General features: G+C 42.3%; 22 protein-coding genes, 1 other RNA gene and 1 pseudogene. 15 read left to right on the forward strand and 9 right to left on the reverse strand.

All coding sequences use genetic code 11. The features are described from left to right. Positions 1 to 100: 100 nt before the first annotated feature. The gene (locus AC4CUZ_RS18040; RefSeq protein ID WP_439036068.1) at positions 101 to 328 is read right to left on the reverse strand and encodes a hypothetical protein; all 228 of its coding nucleotides are present in this window, start codon (positions 326 to 328) and stop codon (positions 101 to 103) included. Between the two features lie 2 nt (positions 329 to 330). Further along, on the reverse strand, positions 331 to 1200 hold the full coding sequence (locus AC4CUZ_RS18045; protein WP_490748025.1) for a BRCT domain-containing protein: 870 nt from the start codon (positions 1198 to 1200) through the stop codon (positions 331 to 333). A gap of 311 nt (positions 1201 to 1511) precedes the next feature. Between AC4CUZ_RS18045 and AC4CUZ_RS18050 the strand changes: the two genes are divergently transcribed. The 3 genes from AC4CUZ_RS18050 to AC4CUZ_RS18060 all read left to right on the forward strand — a co-directional run bounded on the left by AC4CUZ_RS18050 (position 1512) and on the right by AC4CUZ_RS18060 (position 2829). Beyond that, complete coding sequence (locus AC4CUZ_RS18050) at positions 1512 to 1709, forward strand: hypothetical protein (RefSeq protein ID WP_490748026.1); 198 nt, start codon at positions 1512 to 1514, stop codon at positions 1707 to 1709. Positions 1710 to 1712: 3 nt separating this feature from the next. Further along, complete coding sequence (locus AC4CUZ_RS18055) at positions 1713 to 2519, forward strand: Rha family transcriptional regulator (protein WP_490748027.1); 807 nt, start codon at positions 1713 to 1715, stop codon at positions 2517 to 2519. A gap of 103 nt (positions 2520 to 2622) precedes the next feature. Then, entirely contained in the window at positions 2623 to 2829 is a 207-nt protein-coding gene (locus AC4CUZ_RS18060) for a hypothetical protein (RefSeq protein ID WP_171529614.1), read from the forward strand. Positions 2830 to 2884: 55 nt separating this feature from the next. Here the strand turns inward: AC4CUZ_RS18060 and AC4CUZ_RS18065 are convergent, their stop codons facing one another. Next, positions 2885 to 3211, reverse strand: coding sequence for a helix-turn-helix domain-containing protein (locus AC4CUZ_RS18065; protein WP_171529613.1), 327 nt, complete (start codon positions 3209 to 3211; stop codon positions 2885 to 2887). 102 nt (positions 3212 to 3313) lie between these two features. On the opposite strand from AC4CUZ_RS18065, the gene AC4CUZ_RS18070 reads away from it, so the two are divergent. The 9 genes and pseudogenes from AC4CUZ_RS18070 (at position 3314) to AC4CUZ_RS18110 (ending at position 8357) form a co-directional block, all read left to right on the forward strand. Continuing rightward, complete coding sequence (locus tag AC4CUZ_RS18070; RefSeq protein WP_171529612.1) at positions 3314 to 3508, forward strand: hypothetical protein; 195 nt, start codon at positions 3314 to 3316, stop codon at positions 3506 to 3508. 46 nt (positions 3509 to 3554) lie between these two features. Further along, on the forward strand, positions 3555 to 3797 hold the full coding sequence (locus AC4CUZ_RS18075; RefSeq protein WP_490748028.1) for a hypothetical protein: 243 nt from the start codon (positions 3555 to 3557) through the stop codon (positions 3795 to 3797). Continuing rightward, positions 3797 to 6556: a toprim domain-containing protein gene (locus AC4CUZ_RS18080; protein ID WP_490748029.1), complete on the forward strand. Its 2760-nt coding sequence runs from the start codon at positions 3797 to 3799 to the stop codon at positions 6554 to 6556. The genes AC4CUZ_RS18075 and AC4CUZ_RS18080 overlap by 1 nt, the downstream gene beginning before the upstream one ends. After that, the gene (locus tag AC4CUZ_RS18085; RefSeq protein WP_490748030.1) at positions 6556 to 6816 is read left to right on the forward strand and encodes a hypothetical protein; all 261 of its coding nucleotides are present in this window, start codon (positions 6556 to 6558) and stop codon (positions 6814 to 6816) included. Before AC4CUZ_RS18080 ends, AC4CUZ_RS18085 begins: the two co-directional genes overlap by 1 nt. Then, positions 6813 to 7313 carry a hypothetical protein gene (locus AC4CUZ_RS18090; protein WP_490748031.1) on the forward strand — a complete coding sequence of 167 codons (501 nt, stop codon included), beginning with the start codon at positions 6813 to 6815 and terminating at the stop codon, positions 7311 to 7313. Before AC4CUZ_RS18085 ends, AC4CUZ_RS18090 begins: the two co-directional genes overlap by 4 nt. A 60-nt stretch (positions 7314 to 7373) precedes the next feature. Further along, positions 7374 to 7712 (forward strand): annotated as a pseudogene (gene ssb, locus AC4CUZ_RS18095) (single-stranded DNA-binding protein); the annotation flags it as partial. 27 nt (positions 7713 to 7739) lie between these two features. Beyond that, positions 7740 to 7967 carry a hypothetical protein gene (locus AC4CUZ_RS18100; RefSeq protein WP_284885322.1) on the forward strand — a complete coding sequence of 76 codons (228 nt, stop codon included), beginning with the start codon at positions 7740 to 7742 and terminating at the stop codon, positions 7965 to 7967. Beyond that, a complete protein-coding gene (locus tag AC4CUZ_RS18105) occupies positions 7960 to 8163 on the forward strand; it encodes a hypothetical protein (RefSeq protein WP_004670190.1) in 204 nt (67 codons plus the stop codon). The genes AC4CUZ_RS18100 and AC4CUZ_RS18105 overlap by 8 nt, the downstream gene beginning before the upstream one ends. Before the next feature lie 17 nt (positions 8164 to 8180). Then, positions 8181 to 8357: a hypothetical protein gene (locus tag AC4CUZ_RS18110; protein WP_004670187.1), complete on the forward strand. Its 177-nt coding sequence runs from the start codon at positions 8181 to 8183 to the stop codon at positions 8355 to 8357. Between the two features lie 133 nt (positions 8358 to 8490). On the opposite strand, the gene AC4CUZ_RS18115 is transcribed toward AC4CUZ_RS18110, so the two are convergent. Further along, entirely contained in the window at positions 8491 to 9642 is a 1152-nt protein-coding gene (locus tag AC4CUZ_RS18115; RefSeq protein WP_284885352.1) for a tyrosine-type recombinase/integrase, read from the reverse strand. A gap of 191 nt (positions 9643 to 9833) precedes the next feature. Beyond that, positions 9834 to 10192, reverse strand: a transfer-messenger RNA (tmRNA) gene (gene ssrA / locus AC4CUZ_RS18120). A 130-nt stretch (positions 10193 to 10322) separates the two neighbouring features. Here ssrA and glpK point away from each other — a divergent pair. After that, positions 10323 to 11807: a glycerol kinase GlpK gene (gene glpK / locus AC4CUZ_RS18125; RefSeq protein WP_078426398.1), complete on the forward strand. Its 1485-nt coding sequence runs from the start codon at positions 10323 to 10325 to the stop codon at positions 11805 to 11807. Positions 11808 to 11902: 95 nt separating this feature from the next. Here glpK and AC4CUZ_RS18130 read toward each other — a convergent pair whose 3' ends face one another. The 3 genes from AC4CUZ_RS18130 to AC4CUZ_RS18140 all read right to left on the reverse strand — a co-directional run bounded on the left by AC4CUZ_RS18130 (position 11903) and on the right by AC4CUZ_RS18140 (position 15335). Further along, positions 11903 to 13432, reverse strand: a complete 1530-nt coding sequence (locus tag AC4CUZ_RS18130) for a DHA2 family efflux MFS transporter permease subunit (protein WP_279691551.1) — start codon at positions 13430 to 13432, stop codon at positions 11903 to 11905. A 6-nt stretch (positions 13433 to 13438) separates the two neighbouring features. Next, positions 13439 to 14590 (reverse strand): HlyD family secretion protein, encoded by a 1152-nt coding sequence (locus AC4CUZ_RS18135; protein WP_279691553.1) that lies wholly within the window; start codon positions 14588 to 14590, stop codon positions 13439 to 13441. Positions 14591 to 14837: 247 nt separating this feature from the next. Then, a complete protein-coding gene (locus AC4CUZ_RS18140; protein WP_004694841.1) occupies positions 14838 to 15335 on the reverse strand; it encodes a thioesterase family protein in 498 nt (165 codons plus the stop codon). A gap of 108 nt (positions 15336 to 15443) precedes the next feature. Here AC4CUZ_RS18140 and hemB point away from each other — a divergent pair, with 108 nt between their 5' ends. Next, on the forward strand, positions 15444 to 16457 hold the full coding sequence (gene hemB / locus AC4CUZ_RS18145; protein ID WP_005400146.1) for a porphobilinogen synthase: 1014 nt from the start codon (positions 15444 to 15446) through the stop codon (positions 16455 to 16457). Between the two features lie 27 nt (positions 16458 to 16484). Further along, entirely contained in the window at positions 16485 to 17594 is a 1110-nt protein-coding gene (gene thiO / locus AC4CUZ_RS18150) for a glycine oxidase ThiO (protein ID WP_279691556.1), read from the forward strand. 16 nt (positions 17595 to 17610) lie between these two features. Here the strand turns inward: thiO and AC4CUZ_RS18155 are convergent, their stop codons facing one another. After that, on the reverse strand, positions 17611 to 18522 hold the full coding sequence (locus AC4CUZ_RS18155) for a TIGR01777 family oxidoreductase (protein WP_279691558.1): 912 nt from the start codon (positions 18520 to 18522) through the stop codon (positions 17611 to 17613). Between the last annotated feature and the right edge of the window lie 50 nt (positions 18523 to 18572).

Below are 18572 nucleotides of genomic sequence, written 5' to 3' on the forward strand. Positions count from 1 at the left end.
ACGGTTATAATAACAACAGGATGACAGCAAAATAATCAATATGCTGTACGTGGCGTGACACGTTTTCAGCTCCAATAATTAAGCCCCTTTCGGGGCTTTTTTATTCATAAAAATAATCTGTCACACTCCAATTATAATAAGGAGTTGTACGGTTACAGGTTTTACATGTCAGGCTAGTTGTCATGCCTTGTTCCCAATCACCTGCTAATGTGTGATTTTTAAATTTATCGGTATCATCAAATGTTTTAAATGTATCTTCGGTACCACATCGTGTGCATTTAAGTTGCGTTAATTCATCTTGAATAATCTTCTCAATTTTATGTTTCATCACTACCCCCCTAATACATTCACAAAATCATCTTCAGTTAAAATACGGATATTCGCTCCGTCCTTTTGCCACTTCAAAGCCTGTTCAAATTTACGCCCATAGCTCATGTGTGCCCAGTGTGGATTTCCCTTATTACAAATTACAAGATAATCAACAGTCTTGGTTAAATCATCTTTAAAAATTCCACCTTTGGCTTCAATGGCATCTTTCCATTCAGCTTTGGTATATCTATTCGATGCACCAGTTAAGCAAATGGTTTTACCAATAATTTCTACATTGCCATGGTAAAAATCAGGGTTCTGATTATCACTGGTACTGGTCACGACTAAATTTGGCAGACCAAAATTATTCAGTTGAACATACTTGCCAATGGTAATTTTTAAGACTTCTTTACTGTCTACACTTACTCGGTTTAAAACTCGAACATGATTTAAAGCAACTAACAGCTCTTTATAAATTGGATCATCTTTTAAATAATCATGCTGATTTAGCCAAGTATTTAAAGCAATTAATTCATCATCTGTAAAATCCTGATCACAGGATAAACCTGCCAATACGCCATGTAATCGCTGCACATCACCAGTATGTTCTTTAAAATATTTCGAGTTTTTAAATGTATCTAAACTGGCTTGAACTTCTTGATGACGTGACAACAAAAATTCTGGATCTTCAGCAGCTTTTACTAAAACTTGGTAAAGGTTATCAAAATGCGGAACATTTACAGCCTCAGGATATTGCTCTACCCACTTAATCAAGGCTTCAATTTCTTGTATCCTTACTCGACCATCTAAAAACAAACCTTCAAAAAATCCTAAAAATAGATTGCCTAATTTACTTTGATTTGCATTGTAATTAAGTCGATCTAAATCCATAGGCCCCCCTCAAAAATAATTCTTATAAAGACAATTGACTTTAACACTTTAACACTGTTAGAGTTTGACTACCACAGCAAAATCTGTGGTCAGGCGTGGAAACCTGAAAAGTTATATAGGCGCAAAAAGTCCGTCATGGGCTATTTTTTTGTGTAAAATTCGGCTATGCCTTTTATGGCAGGCTGGACAGGGTGCCCTTCGGGGCAGCCGTTTCCTATATAACGGTAAATTTCCACCCCTGTTCAGTCTGTCACCAATCTTTGTGGAAATTGCTTGGTGTCAGGTTTTTAACTTGATATATAGGAAAAGCCATGAATAACTCATTCCCTTCTACACATTCGTGCACTCAAAATAACGTAAAAGAACACTCCCCTATTTACGACCTGCAAGCGTATGAACAACGCCAGCGCAAACTTAAACGTAAACAAATTTTTAAAAACATCTTAGACACCACCATATTCTTTTCAGCATGTTCTATCGTCTTCTCATTATTGTTTTGGGGAGTGTGAGCCATGAGCGCAATTGCACATATTGATGACGCAGTTTTTATTCAAGACCAGCAGGTCAAAACTACCAGTCGCAAAGTGGCGGATATTTTCAACAAACAGCACAAGGATGTATTACGTAAACTTGAAAGCTTAGACTGTTCAACTGATTTCACTGAGCGCAATTTTACGCTTAGTGAATATCTGGATAGTACGGGTCGAAAATTACCCATGTACGAAATGACCAAAGACGGTTTTATGTTTTTGGTTATGGGTTTTACTGGAGCAGCAGCCGCTAAAATTAAAGAAGCCTACATCAACACCTTTAACCAAATGGCGGCTATGCTTTACAACCTGCATGACCAGAATGAAAGTATTCATGTTGGTGCAGTAGTGCAACTCAAGTCAGGTGGTCCTATCTATACCGTGAGTCAGATCCACTATGACCAGAATGGCTTCATGCATCATGCTGAAGTCATTTGGCATAATAAAGCGACTCTGTGCCGTGACATCCTTCCAGTGGCTTGTTTATCCTTAGAAACAAAAAATATTATCAACAATAAAATGTTGAATGACTTCTGGGCAAGTGTGAATAGCTATGGCTTACATAGACTCAATCACAGTCGTAACCCAAATATCTTGGCACTTAATATTTCTCAGATTTATCAGTGCATAGAAGGTTTACCACTCAAGCCCCAGCTTTTTGCCATACTTATGCAAAGTCAAAGCCCCAACCCCGTGTTTATGCAAAATAACCGACAGATTTACAGCGCATTACACAGCAAAAATATCAAATGCTGGTTGTTCCAAACAAATCCACCACTCTTGAATTAGTTACAAAATCAGCCATCATGTGCGACAAAAATTGTCGCACATGACTGTATTATTTAAACAATTTTCAGCAAAATAAACCCACTATAAATAGACAGGGGGAACAATGAACTCAATACTGGACATTAACAGCCATAACACCATGACTGCAGAAGAAATACTGGACGAAATACGCTTTCCAATTCAAAACTTGGAACAAACACTTTCTGTACTGACCAAACTATCAATACAGCATGAAATCACAAGCGAAGAACTAAACGCTCTCCTCAACACCCTACACCACCAAGTCGTTCAGATCGCCAAAGCAATATAAAGCACTAAAAAACCCCAACTAAGGTTGGGGTAGATGATTTAGGCTTGCCCTGAAATTACTGTGCCACATAAGCCTTGACCATTTTGACAAAAGCAGCCTTGGCATCATCACCCAGACTACGGTATGCCGTGACAATTTCATGCTCAGGCTCACTTAAAGTATCAGCTCTTAAACCAAACGTAATATAAAAGACATCAAATCCTGCATTACTCAAAGCAATCAGCTGATCCTGGTTCAAGGCATCACCATGCTTTTCATAACGGACTATAGATCCGACTGCTTTACCTATAATTTCAGCCATTTCAGGTTGAGTCAGCTTCAAACGGTTTCTTTCCGCTTTCAAACGCGCCCCACGCTCTAAAAAATTATCATTTATCGACATTTTTACCTCTAATACTATTGAATATTTCGATATTTCGTAATATGATCACTTTAACAGTTTAACACTGTTGATATATCGAAACTTTAAAAAAAGGTAACTCAAATGTCTACAGTCAAAGAAAACCGAACAGAAATGAGTGGCGCACATTTTACCCAACCCGAAAAAGACTACATGCGGATCCATGCAGCTAAAAACCGCACGACTATTTCTAATGTGATTCGTCAAGCCGTTGCAAATGAATTGTCAAAAATTGCAGACCCTGATAACCCTTTTTTCATTGCGAAAAATAACACCTAAGCATCTGAAAATACTTAGGAGTTTACAATTTCACGCAAGAGTAAACATGATGTTAACACTTCAAGATTTATCAAATAAGCGTAAAGCACAGCTTAAAAACCGAAATGGTACTGAAGCTTTATTGCAACGCATACAAGAAATGCAAAAAGAACAAGGCAATCAACGCATGATTGCTGCAATCAAACTCAAAGGCTACATAGAAGCCCTTTATGACCAGAACCACATGACTTACACAGATGCATGCGACTGGCTTCATATCATTGAAACTAAATATCAGGGTGTGAATTAATGTCAGAGATAAAGCACCGCATCATTGACCGTCTTGAAAATATGTTCAGTTTCAAGACACGTGGCGAATGGTTCCGTGAAGGTGTCTGCCCACAATGCGGTAAAAAAGAACTTTATACCCATGCCCACAATCCTCGTATCGTGAAATGTGGTCGTCTGGTCAAATGTGGTTATGAAGAACACGTCAAAGATATCTGTGAAGACTTATTCAAAGACTGGTCTGAATACCATCCACAAACTGATGCGAATCCAAATGCTGCAGCAGATGCATTTTTATCTGAAGGTCGTGGTTTTGATATTTCTAATCTGATTGGCAAATACACCCAACAGTTCTATACAGATAAAGACAGTAAAGAATCATCTGCCACTGTTCGCTTTATGTTAGATGACAAAAACTATTGGGAACGTCTGATTGACCGACCAGAACGCTTCGGCAATAAAAAAGCACGTTTCAGTTATGGTTTTAAAAATGCTGGCCAAGCATGGTCAGTGCATGAATTGGATGAACTTTGCCGTCTAGGGGAAAAAGGCCAAGCGATCTGGATCACCGAAGGAATCTTTGATGCCATTGCACTGAGTCAGTCAGGTGTGAAAGCCATGTCTTGCCTGTCATGTGTCAACTACCCTTCTGCATTCTTAAAACAAATTGCAGACCGTTGTCATGAACTCAAAATTGACAAGCCACGTTTACGCTGGGCATTCGACAATGATTCTGCAGGTAAAGGCTACACAGTTAAATGGCATGAACGTTCACGTGCTGAAGGTTGGTCGTCTACAGCTGCACAGCCACCAGCAAATGGTGGTAAAAAACTCGACTGGAATGACTTGTTCCAGTGGGACAAACTCAACCATGATCAATTCCCAAAGTACAAACACTATGGTGAATTGCTGATTGCTGAAACGGCTGAAGAAGCCGGTCTTTTAATTTACAACTTCTATGAAGGCCGTCGTCATACCTTCTACTACAACCACAAATTCCGTTTGTATTGGTGGGAACTCGACTATGACAAATACAACAAAGCAGTTCAGCACCTGGAAGACCGCAACAATGAAGCAGCTGAAAATGGTGGTCAGATCCTCACTGATAAAGAAATCCGTTCAAGTGCATTGAAGAACTGTTCAGCAGCCAAAGAAATTTGCAATGCTCAGATTGAACCGTTGTACTTCCAGCGTAATGAAATCACCGATGAATCTTGGTACTACTTCAAATTGCAAAGCCCATGGTCAGAAGCAAAAACCACATTTACGGCTGACCAAATGTCATCACGTTCAAAGTTCAAACCACGTGTCATGTCTGTGATGTCTGGTGCAATGTGGACAGGTACAGATAATCACCTGGAAACATTCATCAAACGTGAAACCGAACGTTTACGTGAAGTTAAAACCATTGACTACATTGGTTATAGCCGTGAATACCAGACTTACATCTTTGAAAAATATGCGGTGCATAAGGGCCAAATCATTGCCATCAATGAGCATGACTTTTTCAAAGTAAAACGTCAGGAAATTAAAACACTGGCAAGTTCACCAGCGATCACATTGAACCCTAAAAAACAGTTTGATCCGTCATGGTGGAATGACTTTCACAAGGTTCGTGGTGCAAAAGGTATCGTGGCTTTGGCTTGGTGGATGGGTTCATATTTTGCTGAACAAATTCGCGGCATGCACAGCTCATATCCATTTATGGAAATCGTCGGGGAAGCCGGTGCAGGTAAATCTCGTTTAATTGAAATGATGTGGAAACTTTCAGGCCGTAAAGACTATGAAGGCTTTGATGCAAACAAATCAACAAACGTGGCGGTGTACCGTAACTTTGCACAGATTGCCAATTTGCCTGTCGTACTCATCGAGGGCGACCGTAATGACGTGAATGGTAATGCTGTTCAAAAGTCTAAATTCAGTTGGGATGAATTGAAAGATGCCTTCAACGGTCGTGCAATTCGTTCTAAAGGTTTAAAGACTGCAGGTAATGAAACCTATGAACCACCGTTCCGTGGTGCCATCCTGATTTCTCAAAACACGGCAATTCAGGCTTCAGAAGCAATTTTGACACGTACTTTGCACTTGTACTTTGACCGCAAAGGACAGTCACTGGAAACCAAACGTATTGTCGATGAACTGGATCGCATGGAACTCGAAGATGCTTGCACCTTCATGACCCATTGCTTGCGTAATGAAGACAAAATCTTGGAAACATACGCATCAAAGTTACAGTCAATTGAAGATCACTATCATGAAATTGGCATTACCCATACACGTATTGCCTTATGTCATGCACAAGTGGCTGCACTGATCGAAGCAATGGCCAAACACGTTTTGCCAATCGACTTGGAAGACATGCTTGAAGCACAAGAAATGCTTGAACAAATGGCGCGTGAACGTGTTGAACAGTTGAATGGTGATCATCCTGACGTGGAAAAATTCTGGGACGCTTACGAATACCTTCAAGGCAACCGTTCACCAGAATGGGGCTTGAATCATCACCCTGCAGATGCTCAAACCGTCGCAATCAACTTAAACGAAATTTACAAAGTGGCTGCACGCAATTATCAGCAGCTGCCTGAAATCAATGAAATGAAGAAATTACTTCGCACCTCACGCAAGTACAAATTCATTGAAAGCAATAAACAGGTGTACTCAGACCGTTTCCCTGCCGATGACGTGGCAGCAGTGAATAAAAGTCGTGAAGTACCAGGTAAACCAAGCCGTAACGTGAAGTGTTGGATCTTCACAAATCCAAATTTAGGGGCAAAAAAATAATGGATAACAATTCAAGAAATGCTGTCGATCTAGAAGTTGAAGAAATCGAAATCAATTTCGAACTTAGCAAATATTCAATTGGTCAGTCAGTTGCTTATATAGATGACTTTATGCCTGAAACAATTGAAGTAATTACAGGAAAAAGTGATGGGAAATTAATTTTCAATCATGGTTCACGTAGTTGCATTCCTGAAATGGTACGTCTTGCAACTAAAAATGAAATTCAGAATCAAAAACGGTCATTGGAGCAAAACTCATGAACGCTCAAACTCAAGATCAAAGCTATTTCAAAATGATCGCTGAACATCAAGACATTTCAGCGCGCGCACTTCGCTTGCATGCTGTTTTGAATCAGCACCCATGCATTCAGCACATGCCAACCGAAGCATGCATCTTGATCAACGAAATGAAAAATATTGTCGACACAGGCAAAGCACAGCCAGGTGGCCTTGAAACTGCTGAACTCAATTTTGATGATGCCCTACCGTTCACAGATTCTGAAATTAATACAGTTCACGACTTCCAAGTGGGTGACACCGTTTGGATACCTGATGAATTTGCACGCTACAAATTTATTGTCAGCAGTCATCAGCGTTTTGAAGTGAAACAGATCGTTGGCACTGACCAGCTATATGTCTGCCACATTGAAAATCCAGACATTCCATTCACCAACAATCAGAAATGTTTCACAGGACATTTCAGTCACTTTGCCAAAATTGAGGGCGTGGACCATGGAAGTATTGCTGCTACTGGTTGAAATCATGCTGTTCGTCAATGGATCTATCTTTATTCAATATAAATTGTGGGAATTATAAAAATGCGTGGCGTTAATTTAGTCGTATTAGTTGGAACACTAGGTGCCAATCCTGAAAGCAAAAGCTTTCCAAATGGCGGTTCACTTTGCAATTTTTCAATCGCAACGTCTGAAAAATGGCAAAGCAAACAGACCGGTGAATGGATTGAACAAACCGAATGGCACCGCATTGTGATTAAAAACCGTTTAGGTGAAATCGCTCAGCAGTACTTAAAAAAAGGTTCAAAAGTCTACATCGAAGGCAAATTAAAAACACGTCAGTGGACGGATCAGAACGGTATTGAACGTTACACCACAGAAATTCATGCTGATCAATTGCAAATGTTGGATTCAGCACCACAGGCAAACCCGGTTTAAGGAATCAAATAAATGATCAAAGTTACCCCTGACCATGAAAAAGCAGCTGAAGCCTACGACACAGTCAAAGCAATGAATTGTGAATTTGTAAATATCATTGCCAAGGAATATCCAATTTCGGACACAAAAGTAGGCTATTACATTGCCGGCATTTCTCCAGCAACAGCTGAAAATGGTGTAAGTCGTGAACAATGGCTTGCAGAGTTTGAAGCACTGCAACAGGACACAGATAATGACTAACCAGCAACTTGAAAAGCTCAAGGCCGAAAAACCTGAAGGTGCAACCATCGTGGCAGTCAAAGCTGATCGTGTGACCTACTTCAAGGAAGACGGCAAGGATCGTTTGCTGACCTTTAACCGCACCATGTGGGTAAAGACCTGGTTCACACCATTTCACATGAACCTAAAACATTTTGATTTTATTGCTGTTATTTAAAGGGAGGAAAACTAATTATGTCCTGGCATCCAATGGTCAAAGTGGCCAAAGAATTGGGGATTTGTGTGAATACCTTTAAGAAGCATTACATCAAAAAGTATCCTCCGGAGCGTGTTTTCGGAAACCGCAAAGAGTGGAAAGAAACAACACTCGAAGCAATGCGAAATGACACCACGATTGGTACACAGTCATAGAAAAAGGGGCATAATTTATGCCCCTTTTTTGATTTCTAACCCATACTCAACCGACTTCTAGCCAGTTTCTAGCCTCAATTTAAAAGCTGTTTTACTCTACTTTTCAACCAATTACTTAAAAAATCTCAGTTTTCTAACCTTTTTCAAAAATTTTCATCCATCGATCAACTTCATTGGCATACCAGGTCATTAATTCCACCCGTTCCGACCAGTATTCTGCCCTGTTATAAATGCCCCGGATCTTATTTTTAGGCACATGAGCAATTTGATATTCAATGACATCTTCACGAAATAAGGTCGATTCATTGGCATGTGTTGAAAAAACGGTACGGAATCCATGTGTAGTCATCCGACCAGCATAGCCATTACGTTTAATAATCGCCAATATACTTTCAGATCGGCACGGCATATTCGGTTTCCGCGTATGTTTAAAGATAAAACCGTTATCAGTTTTGCGGTCATACATAATTTTAAACAACGCAACGGTCTGATCCGTAAGCGGTACCACATGATCACGACGCATTTTCATCCGCGATGCAGGAATGATCCATTCTTTTTTATTCAGATCAATTTCCCCAGTATCCCATCTGGCATGAAGCAGCTCAGATATACGAACAGCGGTATAACAGGCAAGTTTTAGGACAATCATCAAATCATCAGTGACATAGCTTTGCTGAACCTTAGTCCAGAACTCTGTCATTTGATGTGGCTTCAATGCAGCCAGATTTTCAACGTCCTGTTTAGGAATTACATCGCCCACCAAAATACATGGGTTCTTTTCAGTGTAATCAGATGCAATCGCAAAGTTAAAAACATCACTCAACAGGCGCAAGGATCGCTTGGCAGTTTCAATGGTTCCTTTGGCCACAATCTCTTTTACTTTTTTTACGACATCTTTTCGTTCAATTTCATCAACACTGATGTCAGAGAAGTCTTCAGCAATGTAATTTAACCGGTAAATCACCGTATATTTATATTTATCACTGGTCCAACGAGGCCCCATAATGGCCAGCCACTCCTGGATAACTTCGCCCAAAGTCGGCACATTGATTTTTTTACCACTCAGCTGTGATTTAAAATCCCGGGCAAGGTTTCGTGCATCCTTACAGCCTATTTCAGGATATTCACCCAACGTTTTTTGATTCTGTTTACCGTGGTGACGATACGACAGTACCCATTTCTTTTTCCCAGATGGAAATACAGAAATAATCAGCCCTTCCCCATCTGCAATCGAATAGCGTTTTTCTTGTGGCTTTAAATTTTTTACTTTTAAGTCTGACAACATTTCAAATGTTATACCCGTATAACGTTGGTATAACATCCTAGTTTGATAGACCGTGATTTTCAATGATTCAATCTGATTTATCGTGACAGATGAATAGACACAAAAAAGCCCTGAAACCGTTAAGTTTCAAGGCTTTTCTGCTGAATCCTGATCAATTCTGATGTGTAATGATTGACCCTGATTACTACATTTGGTGGAGGTGGCGGGAGTTGAACCCGCGTCCGCCAGCACTACGCTCGAGAATACTACATGCTTAGATATCGTCTATTGTTTTAACTCTTTGTGACCCGACGAACAGGGTACAAATCGCGATCCTCTTAATTTAGTACAAAACCCCGAGGCTTGGTTTTATACGGACTTGTGTGCGTGCGCTTCAGTCGGACTCTCTAACCACAAGTATTCGGAGAGGCGGACAAGCTGCCCTTAGGCAGCTAGAGCGTATGATTCGTCGTTTGCGACTAAAAAATGCAAATTTGATTTACGAGAGAAAATGCGCTCTCGACATGCATCTATGAGTTTCATCACCAGCGTCGAAGCCAGAAACACCCCCAAAGTAGCGGCAATCATAGCATAGTTGCTAGAAAATACGATCTATTTTCTAAACAAACACACATATTGATGCGCTTAATTACATAATTGCGCTAATATTTTGCTTTTCAAGTCCAACAATAAAATAATTTATGAGCTACTTACTTGCACTCGACCAAGGAACCACTTCGAGTCGTGCCATTATTTTCAATGAACAAGGTCAAGTTCAGGCAACGGCGCAACGCGAAACACGTATACATACCCCCCAATCAGGCTGGGTAGAACAAGATGCCCAAGAGATTTGGAGCTCACAAATTGCTGTTGTACAGCAGGCTCTGGCTTCTGCTCGTATTTTAGCCAAAGACATCAAAGCAATTGGTCTTACTAACCAAAGAGAAACGACTGTCGTATGGGATAAACGTACAGGACAGCCGCTTGCACCAGCCATTATCTGGCAAGACCGTCGCGCATTTGAATGGTGTAATCAGCTCCTACAGCAAAACTTAAAAGATAAGATTCAATCCAAAACTGGACTCCGAATTGACCCTTACTTTAGTGCAGGAAAACTGGTCTGGTTACTTGAGCATGTCAATGGTCTACGCAGATTGGCTGAACAGGGGCATGTGGCCTTTGGCACGATTGATAGTTGGCTGATTTGGAATCTTACCCAAGGTGCTCAACATGTCATCGAAGTCAGCAATGCTTCTCGCACCATGCTCATGAACTTAAGTACCCAGCAGTGGGATGAAGAGCTATTAGATTTATTTAATATTCCGTCTGCATTACTGCCGAAAATCATCAACTCAGATACCTACGTCGCAGATACCGCGGCAGGCTTGCTCGGTGCCAATATTCCGATCACAGGCATATTAGGCGACCAGCAGTCTGCACTATTTGGACAGTCCTGTTTTGACATTGGGACTGCAAAAAACACCTATGGCACAGGTTGTTTTATGCTGTTCAATACAGGCGAGACCGTTCAATACAGTAAAAACAAACTGCTTTCGACACTGGGTTGGAAAACGCAACATCAAACCACTTATGCCCTAGAAGGCAGTGTATTTATGGCAGGTGCGATTGTTCAGTGGTTACGGGATAATTTAGGCATTATTCAAAAAAGTAGCGATGTTGAAAAATTAGCTTGTACAGTTCAAGATACCGATGGCGTCATGCTGGTTCCGGCATTTACTGGACTCGGTGCACCACATTGGGACAGTGAAGCGCGTGCCCTCTTATGTGGAATGTCACGTGGAACCAACAAAGCCCATATTGCTCGTGCAGCCTTAGAATCCATTGCCTTTCAAGTCTCTGATGTACTGACCGCCATGCAAGCCGATATTCAGCAGCCGCTGAAAGAGCTCCGCGTCGATGGTGGCGCCAGTCAAAATGATATGCTGATGCAGTTTCAAGCCGATATTTTGAATGTGCCTGTACTACGCCCTAAGATGCAGGAGTCGACTGCATGGGGTGCGGCGGCCATGGCAGGCTTAAGGTGTGGCGTATTTTCAAGTTTGGATGAAATTGCACAGTCTTGGCAGCTTGAACGTGCTTTTGAACCCAAAATGAACACAGATCAACGTGAATTTCACTTACAACAATGGCAATCCGCTTTAAGACGCGCAAAGTCAGAACTTTGATTATTTAATTCTATTGTTTTGAAATATTCAAAACATCATAAAACTGCATAACATGCAGAATAAAAAACCGCTTCTAAAAGCGGTTTTTTATTACCCTAATGCGCATGTCCGCCACCGCCTGCCCCTATTTTAGGTTTAGGACAGAGCCAAATAATGGATGCTGCAAATAGAAACACCAAAGCCAAGATCAGGAAAATATAGTTTGCCGACAAGGTCAACGCTTCTTTATCCACCAAACTAGAAATATAGCCTAATGCACCTTCCGCGCTCATTCCCTGCTGCATCAACACCGACTGAGTTTGATCTGCATGCAAACTGCCGACCATTTCACTACGTGCAACTTTAGTATGGTCGTCCCAAATAGTGACAGCAATAGATGCGCCTATCGCCCCTGCCATGGTTCTTAAGAAGTTCATTAAACCTGCGGCAGATGCCATTTCATGTGGTAATACCGATGACAGTGCCATGTTTGATAATGGGATAAAGAAAAATGGTACAGCAAAGCCCTGCAAGATTTGCGGAAGTGCTAATGCAAAAAAGTCAGCATCTGTGGTCCAGAACGAACGCATCAAAGTCACCCCGCCCAAGATGCTCAAACCAAAACTGGCCAGTGCACGTTGGTCATATTTGGTTGCCAATTTCGCCACAATGGGTGACATGGCTAAACTACCAAAACCCATGGTTGCGGTTAAATAACCAGCCCAAGTTGCGGTATAACCCAAATTGATCTGTAACCACTGCGGAATCAGTACAATACTGCCAAAAAATGCGCCAAAGCCAAAGGCCAGTGCCAAGACAGAAATCGTGAAACTACGGTATCTAAAGATTTGGATATTCACCACTGGATGCCGTTCGGTCAGCTCCCAAATGGTAAAAATCACCAAGCCAATCACAGCCGTTAAAGCCAGTACCACGATCGCAGGGCTATTAAACCAATCACGTTCATGCCCCAGATCGAGCATGAGCTGTAATGCCCCAATCCATAAAATCAGGAGGATCAATCCACCGCGATCAATTTTGAGTTTGGCCGTTGCGGTTTCCGCAGGTTTAAGCAGACGCATCGCTGCAAAAGCACATGCGATCCCAACAGGAATATTAATAAAGAAAATCCAATGCCAAGACATGTTGTCACTGATGGTTCCCCCTAAAATTGGACCAAGAATCGGGCCAACCACTGTCGTCATTGCCCACATGCCCATCGCTTGGGATTGCTTTTCTGGAGGGAAAATCCGCATCAGTAACATCTGACTGAGCGGCATGATCGGGCCACCAAATAAACCTTGACCAATTCGGCAGAAAACCAGCATTTCTAAGCTGGTCGATAAACCACACAGTACCGAAAATATGGTGAAGCCAATCAGACTTAAGGTAAAAACCCTCACGCCACCAAAACGACCTGCGAGCCAGCCTGTTAAAGGGACACAAATCGCTTCAGCCACGGCATAAGAGGTAATCACCCATGTCCCTTGCGAACTCGATACTGCAAGGCTTCCCGTAATATGAGGCACAGAAACATTGGCAATGGTCATGTCCAGCACGACCATAAAGTTGGCCAATGCAAGGACGAAGGCCGCCAACATCAGGCGACCACCCTTTAAGTCACCATAGGGAACATAGCTATTCATGTGCAACTACTTCGATTTCAAATCGATTTGAGCTTCCATCGACAAGCCAACACGTAAAGGATGTTCAGCCAACTCTTTCGGGTCGAGTTGAATACGCACAGGTAAACGCTGTACCACTTTAATCCAGTTGCCTGTGGCATTTTGTGCAGGAATCAGCGCGAAGGCAGAACCTGTTCCACCGGAAAAGCCCAAGACCGTGCCATGGAACTCAACTGAGTCACCATAGAGGTCTGAGGTTAAAACTGCTTTTTGGCCTGGGCGTACATTTTTAAGCTGACTTTCTTTAAAGTTAGCGTCGACATATAACTGTGAAATTGGAACCACCACCATGAGTACCGAACCCGGTGCCACACGCTGTCCAACTTGAATTTTTCGGCTCGTCACCACCCCATCAAATGGTGCTTTAATTTCAGTACGTTCTAAATCAAGTAAAGCTTGTTTCAGTTTTGCTTGAGCAACCAAAACATCGGGAGTCGAATTTTCATTGCTGCCTTGAATTAAAGCTTCATTTGCAGCCAAATTGCTTTGCGCAGCTTTCTGACTGGATTTAGCCTGCGCCCAACCCGCTTGCGCCAAGTTATAGCCCGCTTGTGCATTATTTAAAGCAGCTTGTGCCGTGCTTAATTCTTCTTTAGAAATCGCGCCTGTCGCACTCAACTGCTGACGACGGTTCAAGTCATCTTGCGCTTTATCTAACTCCGCTTTGGCTTTAGCCACTTGCGCTTCAGCACTATGAATGGCGTCATCGCTAACAAAGACTTGCGAGTTTAAAGAGCTGCTGTTGGCCGCACTTTGTTTATACTGGCGCTGTGCTTTAAGTAATTCGGCCTGAGCTTGGGCTACAGCAATTTCAGCATCACGATGATCGACCAAAACCAGCACATCGCCTTGCTTTACAGTTTGCGTGTCACTGACCAACACTTTTTCAACTTGGCCAGTCACCATAGAAGTAATCGAGGCCGTTTCCGCCCCCACATAAGCATTATCAGTTGAAACCGAATGGTTAAAGAACAGTTTCCAAATCAAGAATAAAATGGCAGCAATGATCAGGATCATAGCTACGAAACCTAAGCTTTTCTTACGTTTAGCTTTCAGTGCTTGATCATTGATTTGATCGGCTGGATCAGTATCTGGCAGTGTATTTGGGGCATCTGTCATTGATTTTTCCTAAATCTAACAGACTTGGTCAGCCGGCATCATCCCGACGAAAGGGACATCAGACAAGTATTGTCTGCATTGGTGTCGATGAGAAAGTCACAATAAAATTTGATGCATTCTAAAAGCAAATAATCACATTTTGAGAAAATAAATTGTAACTTCTCAGTCTATTTTAGTTTTCAGCATCCAACTTCCTATTAGATGCTGTAAATTTCACTTGAATATTAACTACTTAATTAATTTAAAACTAATAAGCATAAGAAGCAATCGCTGTTGCAATCGATTTGCCTTCATCATTGACCATGGTCATGCGCATCGTGCAGCCTTTACGCCCCAATCTTAGAGTTTCAGCACGGGCAATAAAGTATTTTCCACGTCCCGGCGCGAGATAATCGACCCGCATATCGACTGTAGCTAAACGGGATACTTTTTTAATGGTGTCCGCAATCGTGTCAGGTTCCGCTTTTTTATACAGCTCTCCCATCGCCACAATGCCACCAATACTGTCCAAAACCGTTGCAGCCACGCCTCCGTGTAGAATTTGGAACGCAACATTGCCAATTAAGTAATCTTGCATATCGATATAGGCTTCAATTTGCCCGTCAACGACTCGCATAGTCATGGTGTTGTGCTTAAAAAATGGCGACGCATTAAAAGCCTTAACCAACTGCTCAAAAACCACATCAATATCCACTTTTGCTCCTAAGTGTATGCTGCCCGTCCAGCTTTTTTCACCACTACTCATAACAATCTGCTTCACTCTTAAAACAATAAAAACCCGTCAATATGTGCCCAAAGCCATAAGATAGGTCTACAATACTGACCTAGTTTAATACCGATTATCGAGATTTGTATGACCTATACGTTCAATCGTCCCGCCTTCCCTGCTACTCGCATGCGCCGTATTCGTAAAAATGAACATCTGCGCTCTATGGTTCGCGAGACCCATTTAACGACAGATCATCTTATCTATCCAGTATTTGTCCTGCCAGGACAGAACCAGACGCAAGACATCCCCAGTATGCCGAAGGTGCAACGCCTATCTGCGGACTTACTCTTAAAAAAAGCAGAACGTTTACTTGAACTTGGCGTATCGAAACTGGCGCTATTTCCAGTTACTCCCCAAGAAGATAAAAGCTTAAGTGCCGAAGCAGCATGGCGTGAAGATGGTGTGGTTCAAAACACGCTACGTCTGCTCAAAAAAGAATTACCTGAAATGGTGCTGATTACCGATGGCGCACTTGACCCGTATACTACGCATGGTCAAGACGGCATCATTGATGAAACAGGTTATGTACTCAATGACGAAACCGTTGAAGCACTGATCAAACAAGGCTTAAGCCATGCTGAAGCTGGCGCAGATATTTTTGCGCCAAGTGACATGATGGATGGTCGTATCGGTGCGATTCGTCAAGCCTTTGAAGCCAATGGTCATATCTACACCTCAATCATGGCCTATTCAGCAAAATACGCGTCAAGCTTCTATGGCCCTTTCCGTGATGCGGTCGGTTCATCCAGCAACCTTAAAGGTGGCAACAAATACAACTATCAAATGGATGTCGGCAACCGCGCAGAAGCATTACATGAAATTGCCCTTGATATTCAAGAAGGGGCTGACATGGTGATTGTGAAACCGGGTATGCCGTATTTGGACATTGTCCGCGAAGTCAAAGACAACTTCGGCGTGCCAACTTTCGTTTACCAAGTCAGTGGCGAATATGCCATGCTCGCAGCGGCCATCCAAAACGGCTGGTTATCGGACAGCGTGATTATTGAATCACTGATGAGCTGCCGCCGCGCGGGTGCAGATGGCATCTGGACCTATTTTGCAGAAGAAGCGGCACTGAAACTAAAAGACATGAAATAACAGCACGTTTAAAAGGATTGAATTTCAATGCATATTGCCATCATTGGCGCAGGAATCAGTGGTTTACTGACAGCGCTTGAGCTGATTGAACACGGTTGTTCGGTTGATATTTTTGATCAACAGCAAGCCGGACAAGCGGCTTCATGGGCAGGCGGAGGGATTCTCTCCCCGATGTACCCATGGCGCTATCCACAAAGTGTCAATGACCTCGCCAAATATGGCAAAAGCATGTATCAAGCATGGAATGAAAAAATTAGTCCGGTTTCCGGGATAGATTTTGAAATCCACGAAACAGGTATGCTGATTTTTGACGAAACTGATTTTGACATTGGCCTAAATTATAAAGACCAACATCAAGAACCGATGCAGCATTGTGAACTTTTGCAACACGAACAACTGGAACAGGTCAATCCGCGCATTTCCTCGCGCTTTCAAAAAGCTATCCATTTTCCACAGTTAGCCAATGTCCGTAATCCTCGACTGCTCAAGTCGATTGTGGAATACCTCAAACGGCAGCCACAAGTCACCTTTCATGAGCAAGCGTGGGTACATACCTTTGACATGCTCAATCAGAAAGTTCAAGGGATAAAAACTGCCGATGGACAAAGCTACCATGCAGATCATGTGGTGATTGCAACAGGCGCATGGTCACAGCATTGGTCCGAACAACTCCAGTGCAGCATTCCAGTGAACCCCGTACAAGGGCAAATGTTACTGTTTAAAACCCCGGAAAACTGGCTACCAACCATGTGTATGAATCAAGTTATGTATTTAATTCCACGTTTGGACGGTCATATCGTTTGTGGTTCAAGCATGGCGGATGTCGGTTTTGACCAACGCCCTTCACTACAGACCCAGCAAAATATTTATAAAGCCTGTTTGGACATGGTGCCCGAACTGGCCGATTTCCCAATTGTGAAGCATTGGGCAGGTCTACGCCCAAGTTCGCCAACGGGCGTCCCTTATATCGGAGCATTTCCTGAAATAGCCAATCTCTGGGCAAACTTCGGTCACTATAGAAATGGTCTATGTATGGGGCCTGCATCTGCACGACTGCTACGAGAATTGATGTTAGGCCAAAACTTAACGGTTGATGCGACTGCCTATACTCCAGAACGTTTAGCACATTTTGCGTGATGATGCTTCGCCACAATCAGGCTTTGGGCTGAATGAGATGAAGCAATCCTTCTTTTAAAGTCTGATACTTAAACTCAAATCCCTGTGCTTTCAATGCTTCGGGGCGAATAAATTGACCATTCAACACCAGTTGAGACTGCTCGCCTAAAAGTAATTTCAACACAAAAGCGGGTAAAGAAAGTACAGGTCTACGTTTTAGAATTTGCGCTGCAGTTTGTGCAAATGCTGACTGGGTAACTTTTTCTGGACTGACGACATTAAAGACTTGTGCAGTGGTTTCATGCAACATTAGAAACTCAATCGCTCGCAGTACATCTTGAATATGCACCCACACCACAGGTTGCCGCCCCAAACCAATACGTCCACATAAGTTCATTTTGATCGGAAACAACATTTGCGGCAAAATGCCAGCCCCACGTCCAAAGACCACACCTAAACGGATAATTTTGGTATTTTGCGATGTGTCTTGCCGTGCAGATTGTTCCCATTTTTGACACAACTCTGACATAAAAATAGACTGCGGCGCTGACTGCTCATTACAACACTCTGTCCATTGTTCAGTCGGATCGATACCATAATAGCCCACCGCTGAACCTGAAATAATACATTTCGGTTTGATCTTTCTTTTAGCGAGATATTGATAGAGCATCGTCGTCATTTCAACGCGACTGGCGATCAGCTTTTGTTTGCGGGCATCTGTCCAACGCCCCTGAGCAATACTTTCCCCAGCCAAATTCACCACATAATCAATGCGATCATGCTTGAGTTCTTCTAAAGCTCGAATCCAAGTTAAATGTGGGTGAATTTTAGGCAAATTTTTCTGTCGACTTAAGCCGATCACTTCATAATCTTTTTCTAATAAATAATCGAGCAAGTTTGAACCAATAAAACCACTTGCTCCTGTCACCAATACACGTTCTTTTTGCATAGCGTGATCTCAAATGATGCTTTTGATCAACTATAGCATTTAGAAGAAAG

It is taken from the genome of Acinetobacter sp. 789_lipA (genome assembly GCF_058242845.1).

Bases quoted from the DNA above. Each gene is read 5' to 3' on its own strand.
- AC4CUZ_RS18085 (WP_490748030.1), top strand. From the start codon at position 6,556: ATGGATAACAATTCAAGAAATGCTGTCGATCTAGAAGTTGAAGAAATC.
- AC4CUZ_RS18100 (WP_284885322.1), top strand. From the start codon at position 7,740: ATGATCAAAGTTACCCCTGACCATGAAAAAGCAGCTGAAGCCTACGAC.
- AC4CUZ_RS18050 (WP_490748026.1), top strand. From the start codon at position 1,512: ATGAATAACTCATTCCCTTCTACACATTCGTGCACTCAAAATAACGTA.
- AC4CUZ_RS18105 (WP_004670190.1), top strand. From the start codon at position 7,960: ATGACTAACCAGCAACTTGAAAAGCTCAAGGCCGAAAAACCTGAAGGT.
- AC4CUZ_RS18070 (WP_171529612.1), top strand. From the start codon at position 3,314: ATGTCTACAGTCAAAGAAAACCGAACAGAAATGAGTGGCGCACATTTT.
- AC4CUZ_RS18130 (WP_279691551.1), bottom strand. From the start codon at position 13,432: ATGAATAGCTATGTTCCCTATGGTGACTTAAAGGGTGGTCGCCTGATG.
- thiO (WP_279691556.1), top strand. From the start codon at position 16,485: ATGCATATTGCCATCATTGGCGCAGGAATCAGTGGTTTACTGACAGCG.
- AC4CUZ_RS18060 (WP_171529614.1), top strand. From the start codon at position 2,623: ATGAACTCAATACTGGACATTAACAGCCATAACACCATGACTGCAGAA.
- AC4CUZ_RS18065 (WP_171529613.1), bottom strand. From the start codon at position 3,211: ATGTCGATAAATGATAATTTTTTAGAGCGTGGGGCGCGTTTGAAAGCG.
- AC4CUZ_RS18040 (WP_439036068.1), bottom strand. From the start codon at position 328: ATGAAACATAAAATTGAGAAGATTATTCAAGATGAATTAACGCAACTT.
- AC4CUZ_RS18140 (WP_004694841.1), bottom strand. From the start codon at position 15,335: ATGAGTAGTGGTGAAAAAAGCTGGACGGGCAGCATACACTTAGGAGCA.
- AC4CUZ_RS18135 (WP_279691553.1), bottom strand. From the start codon at position 14,590: ATGACAGATGCCCCAAATACACTGCCAGATACTGATCCAGCCGATCAA.
- AC4CUZ_RS18075 (WP_490748028.1), top strand. From the start codon at position 3,555: ATGATGTTAACACTTCAAGATTTATCAAATAAGCGTAAAGCACAGCTT.
- AC4CUZ_RS18155 (WP_279691558.1), bottom strand. From the start codon at position 18,522: ATGCAAAAAGAACGTGTATTGGTGACAGGAGCAAGTGGTTTTATTGGT.
- AC4CUZ_RS18090 (WP_490748031.1), top strand. From the start codon at position 6,813: ATGAACGCTCAAACTCAAGATCAAAGCTATTTCAAAATGATCGCTGAA.
- hemB (WP_005400146.1), top strand. From the start codon at position 15,444: ATGACCTATACGTTCAATCGTCCCGCCTTCCCTGCTACTCGCATGCGC.
- AC4CUZ_RS18115 (WP_284885352.1), bottom strand. From the start codon at position 9,642: ATGTTGTCAGACTTAAAAGTAAAAAATTTAAAGCCACAAGAAAAACGC.
- AC4CUZ_RS18110 (WP_004670187.1), top strand. From the start codon at position 8,181: ATGTCCTGGCATCCAATGGTCAAAGTGGCCAAAGAATTGGGGATTTGT.
- AC4CUZ_RS18080 (WP_490748029.1), top strand. From the start codon at position 3,797: ATGTCAGAGATAAAGCACCGCATCATTGACCGTCTTGAAAATATGTTC.
- glpK (WP_078426398.1), top strand. From the start codon at position 10,323: ATGAGCTACTTACTTGCACTCGACCAAGGAACCACTTCGAGTCGTGCC.
- AC4CUZ_RS18045 (WP_490748025.1), bottom strand. From the start codon at position 1,200: ATGGATTTAGATCGACTTAATTACAATGCAAATCAAAGTAAATTAGGC.
- AC4CUZ_RS18055 (WP_490748027.1), top strand. From the start codon at position 1,713: ATGAGCGCAATTGCACATATTGATGACGCAGTTTTTATTCAAGACCAG.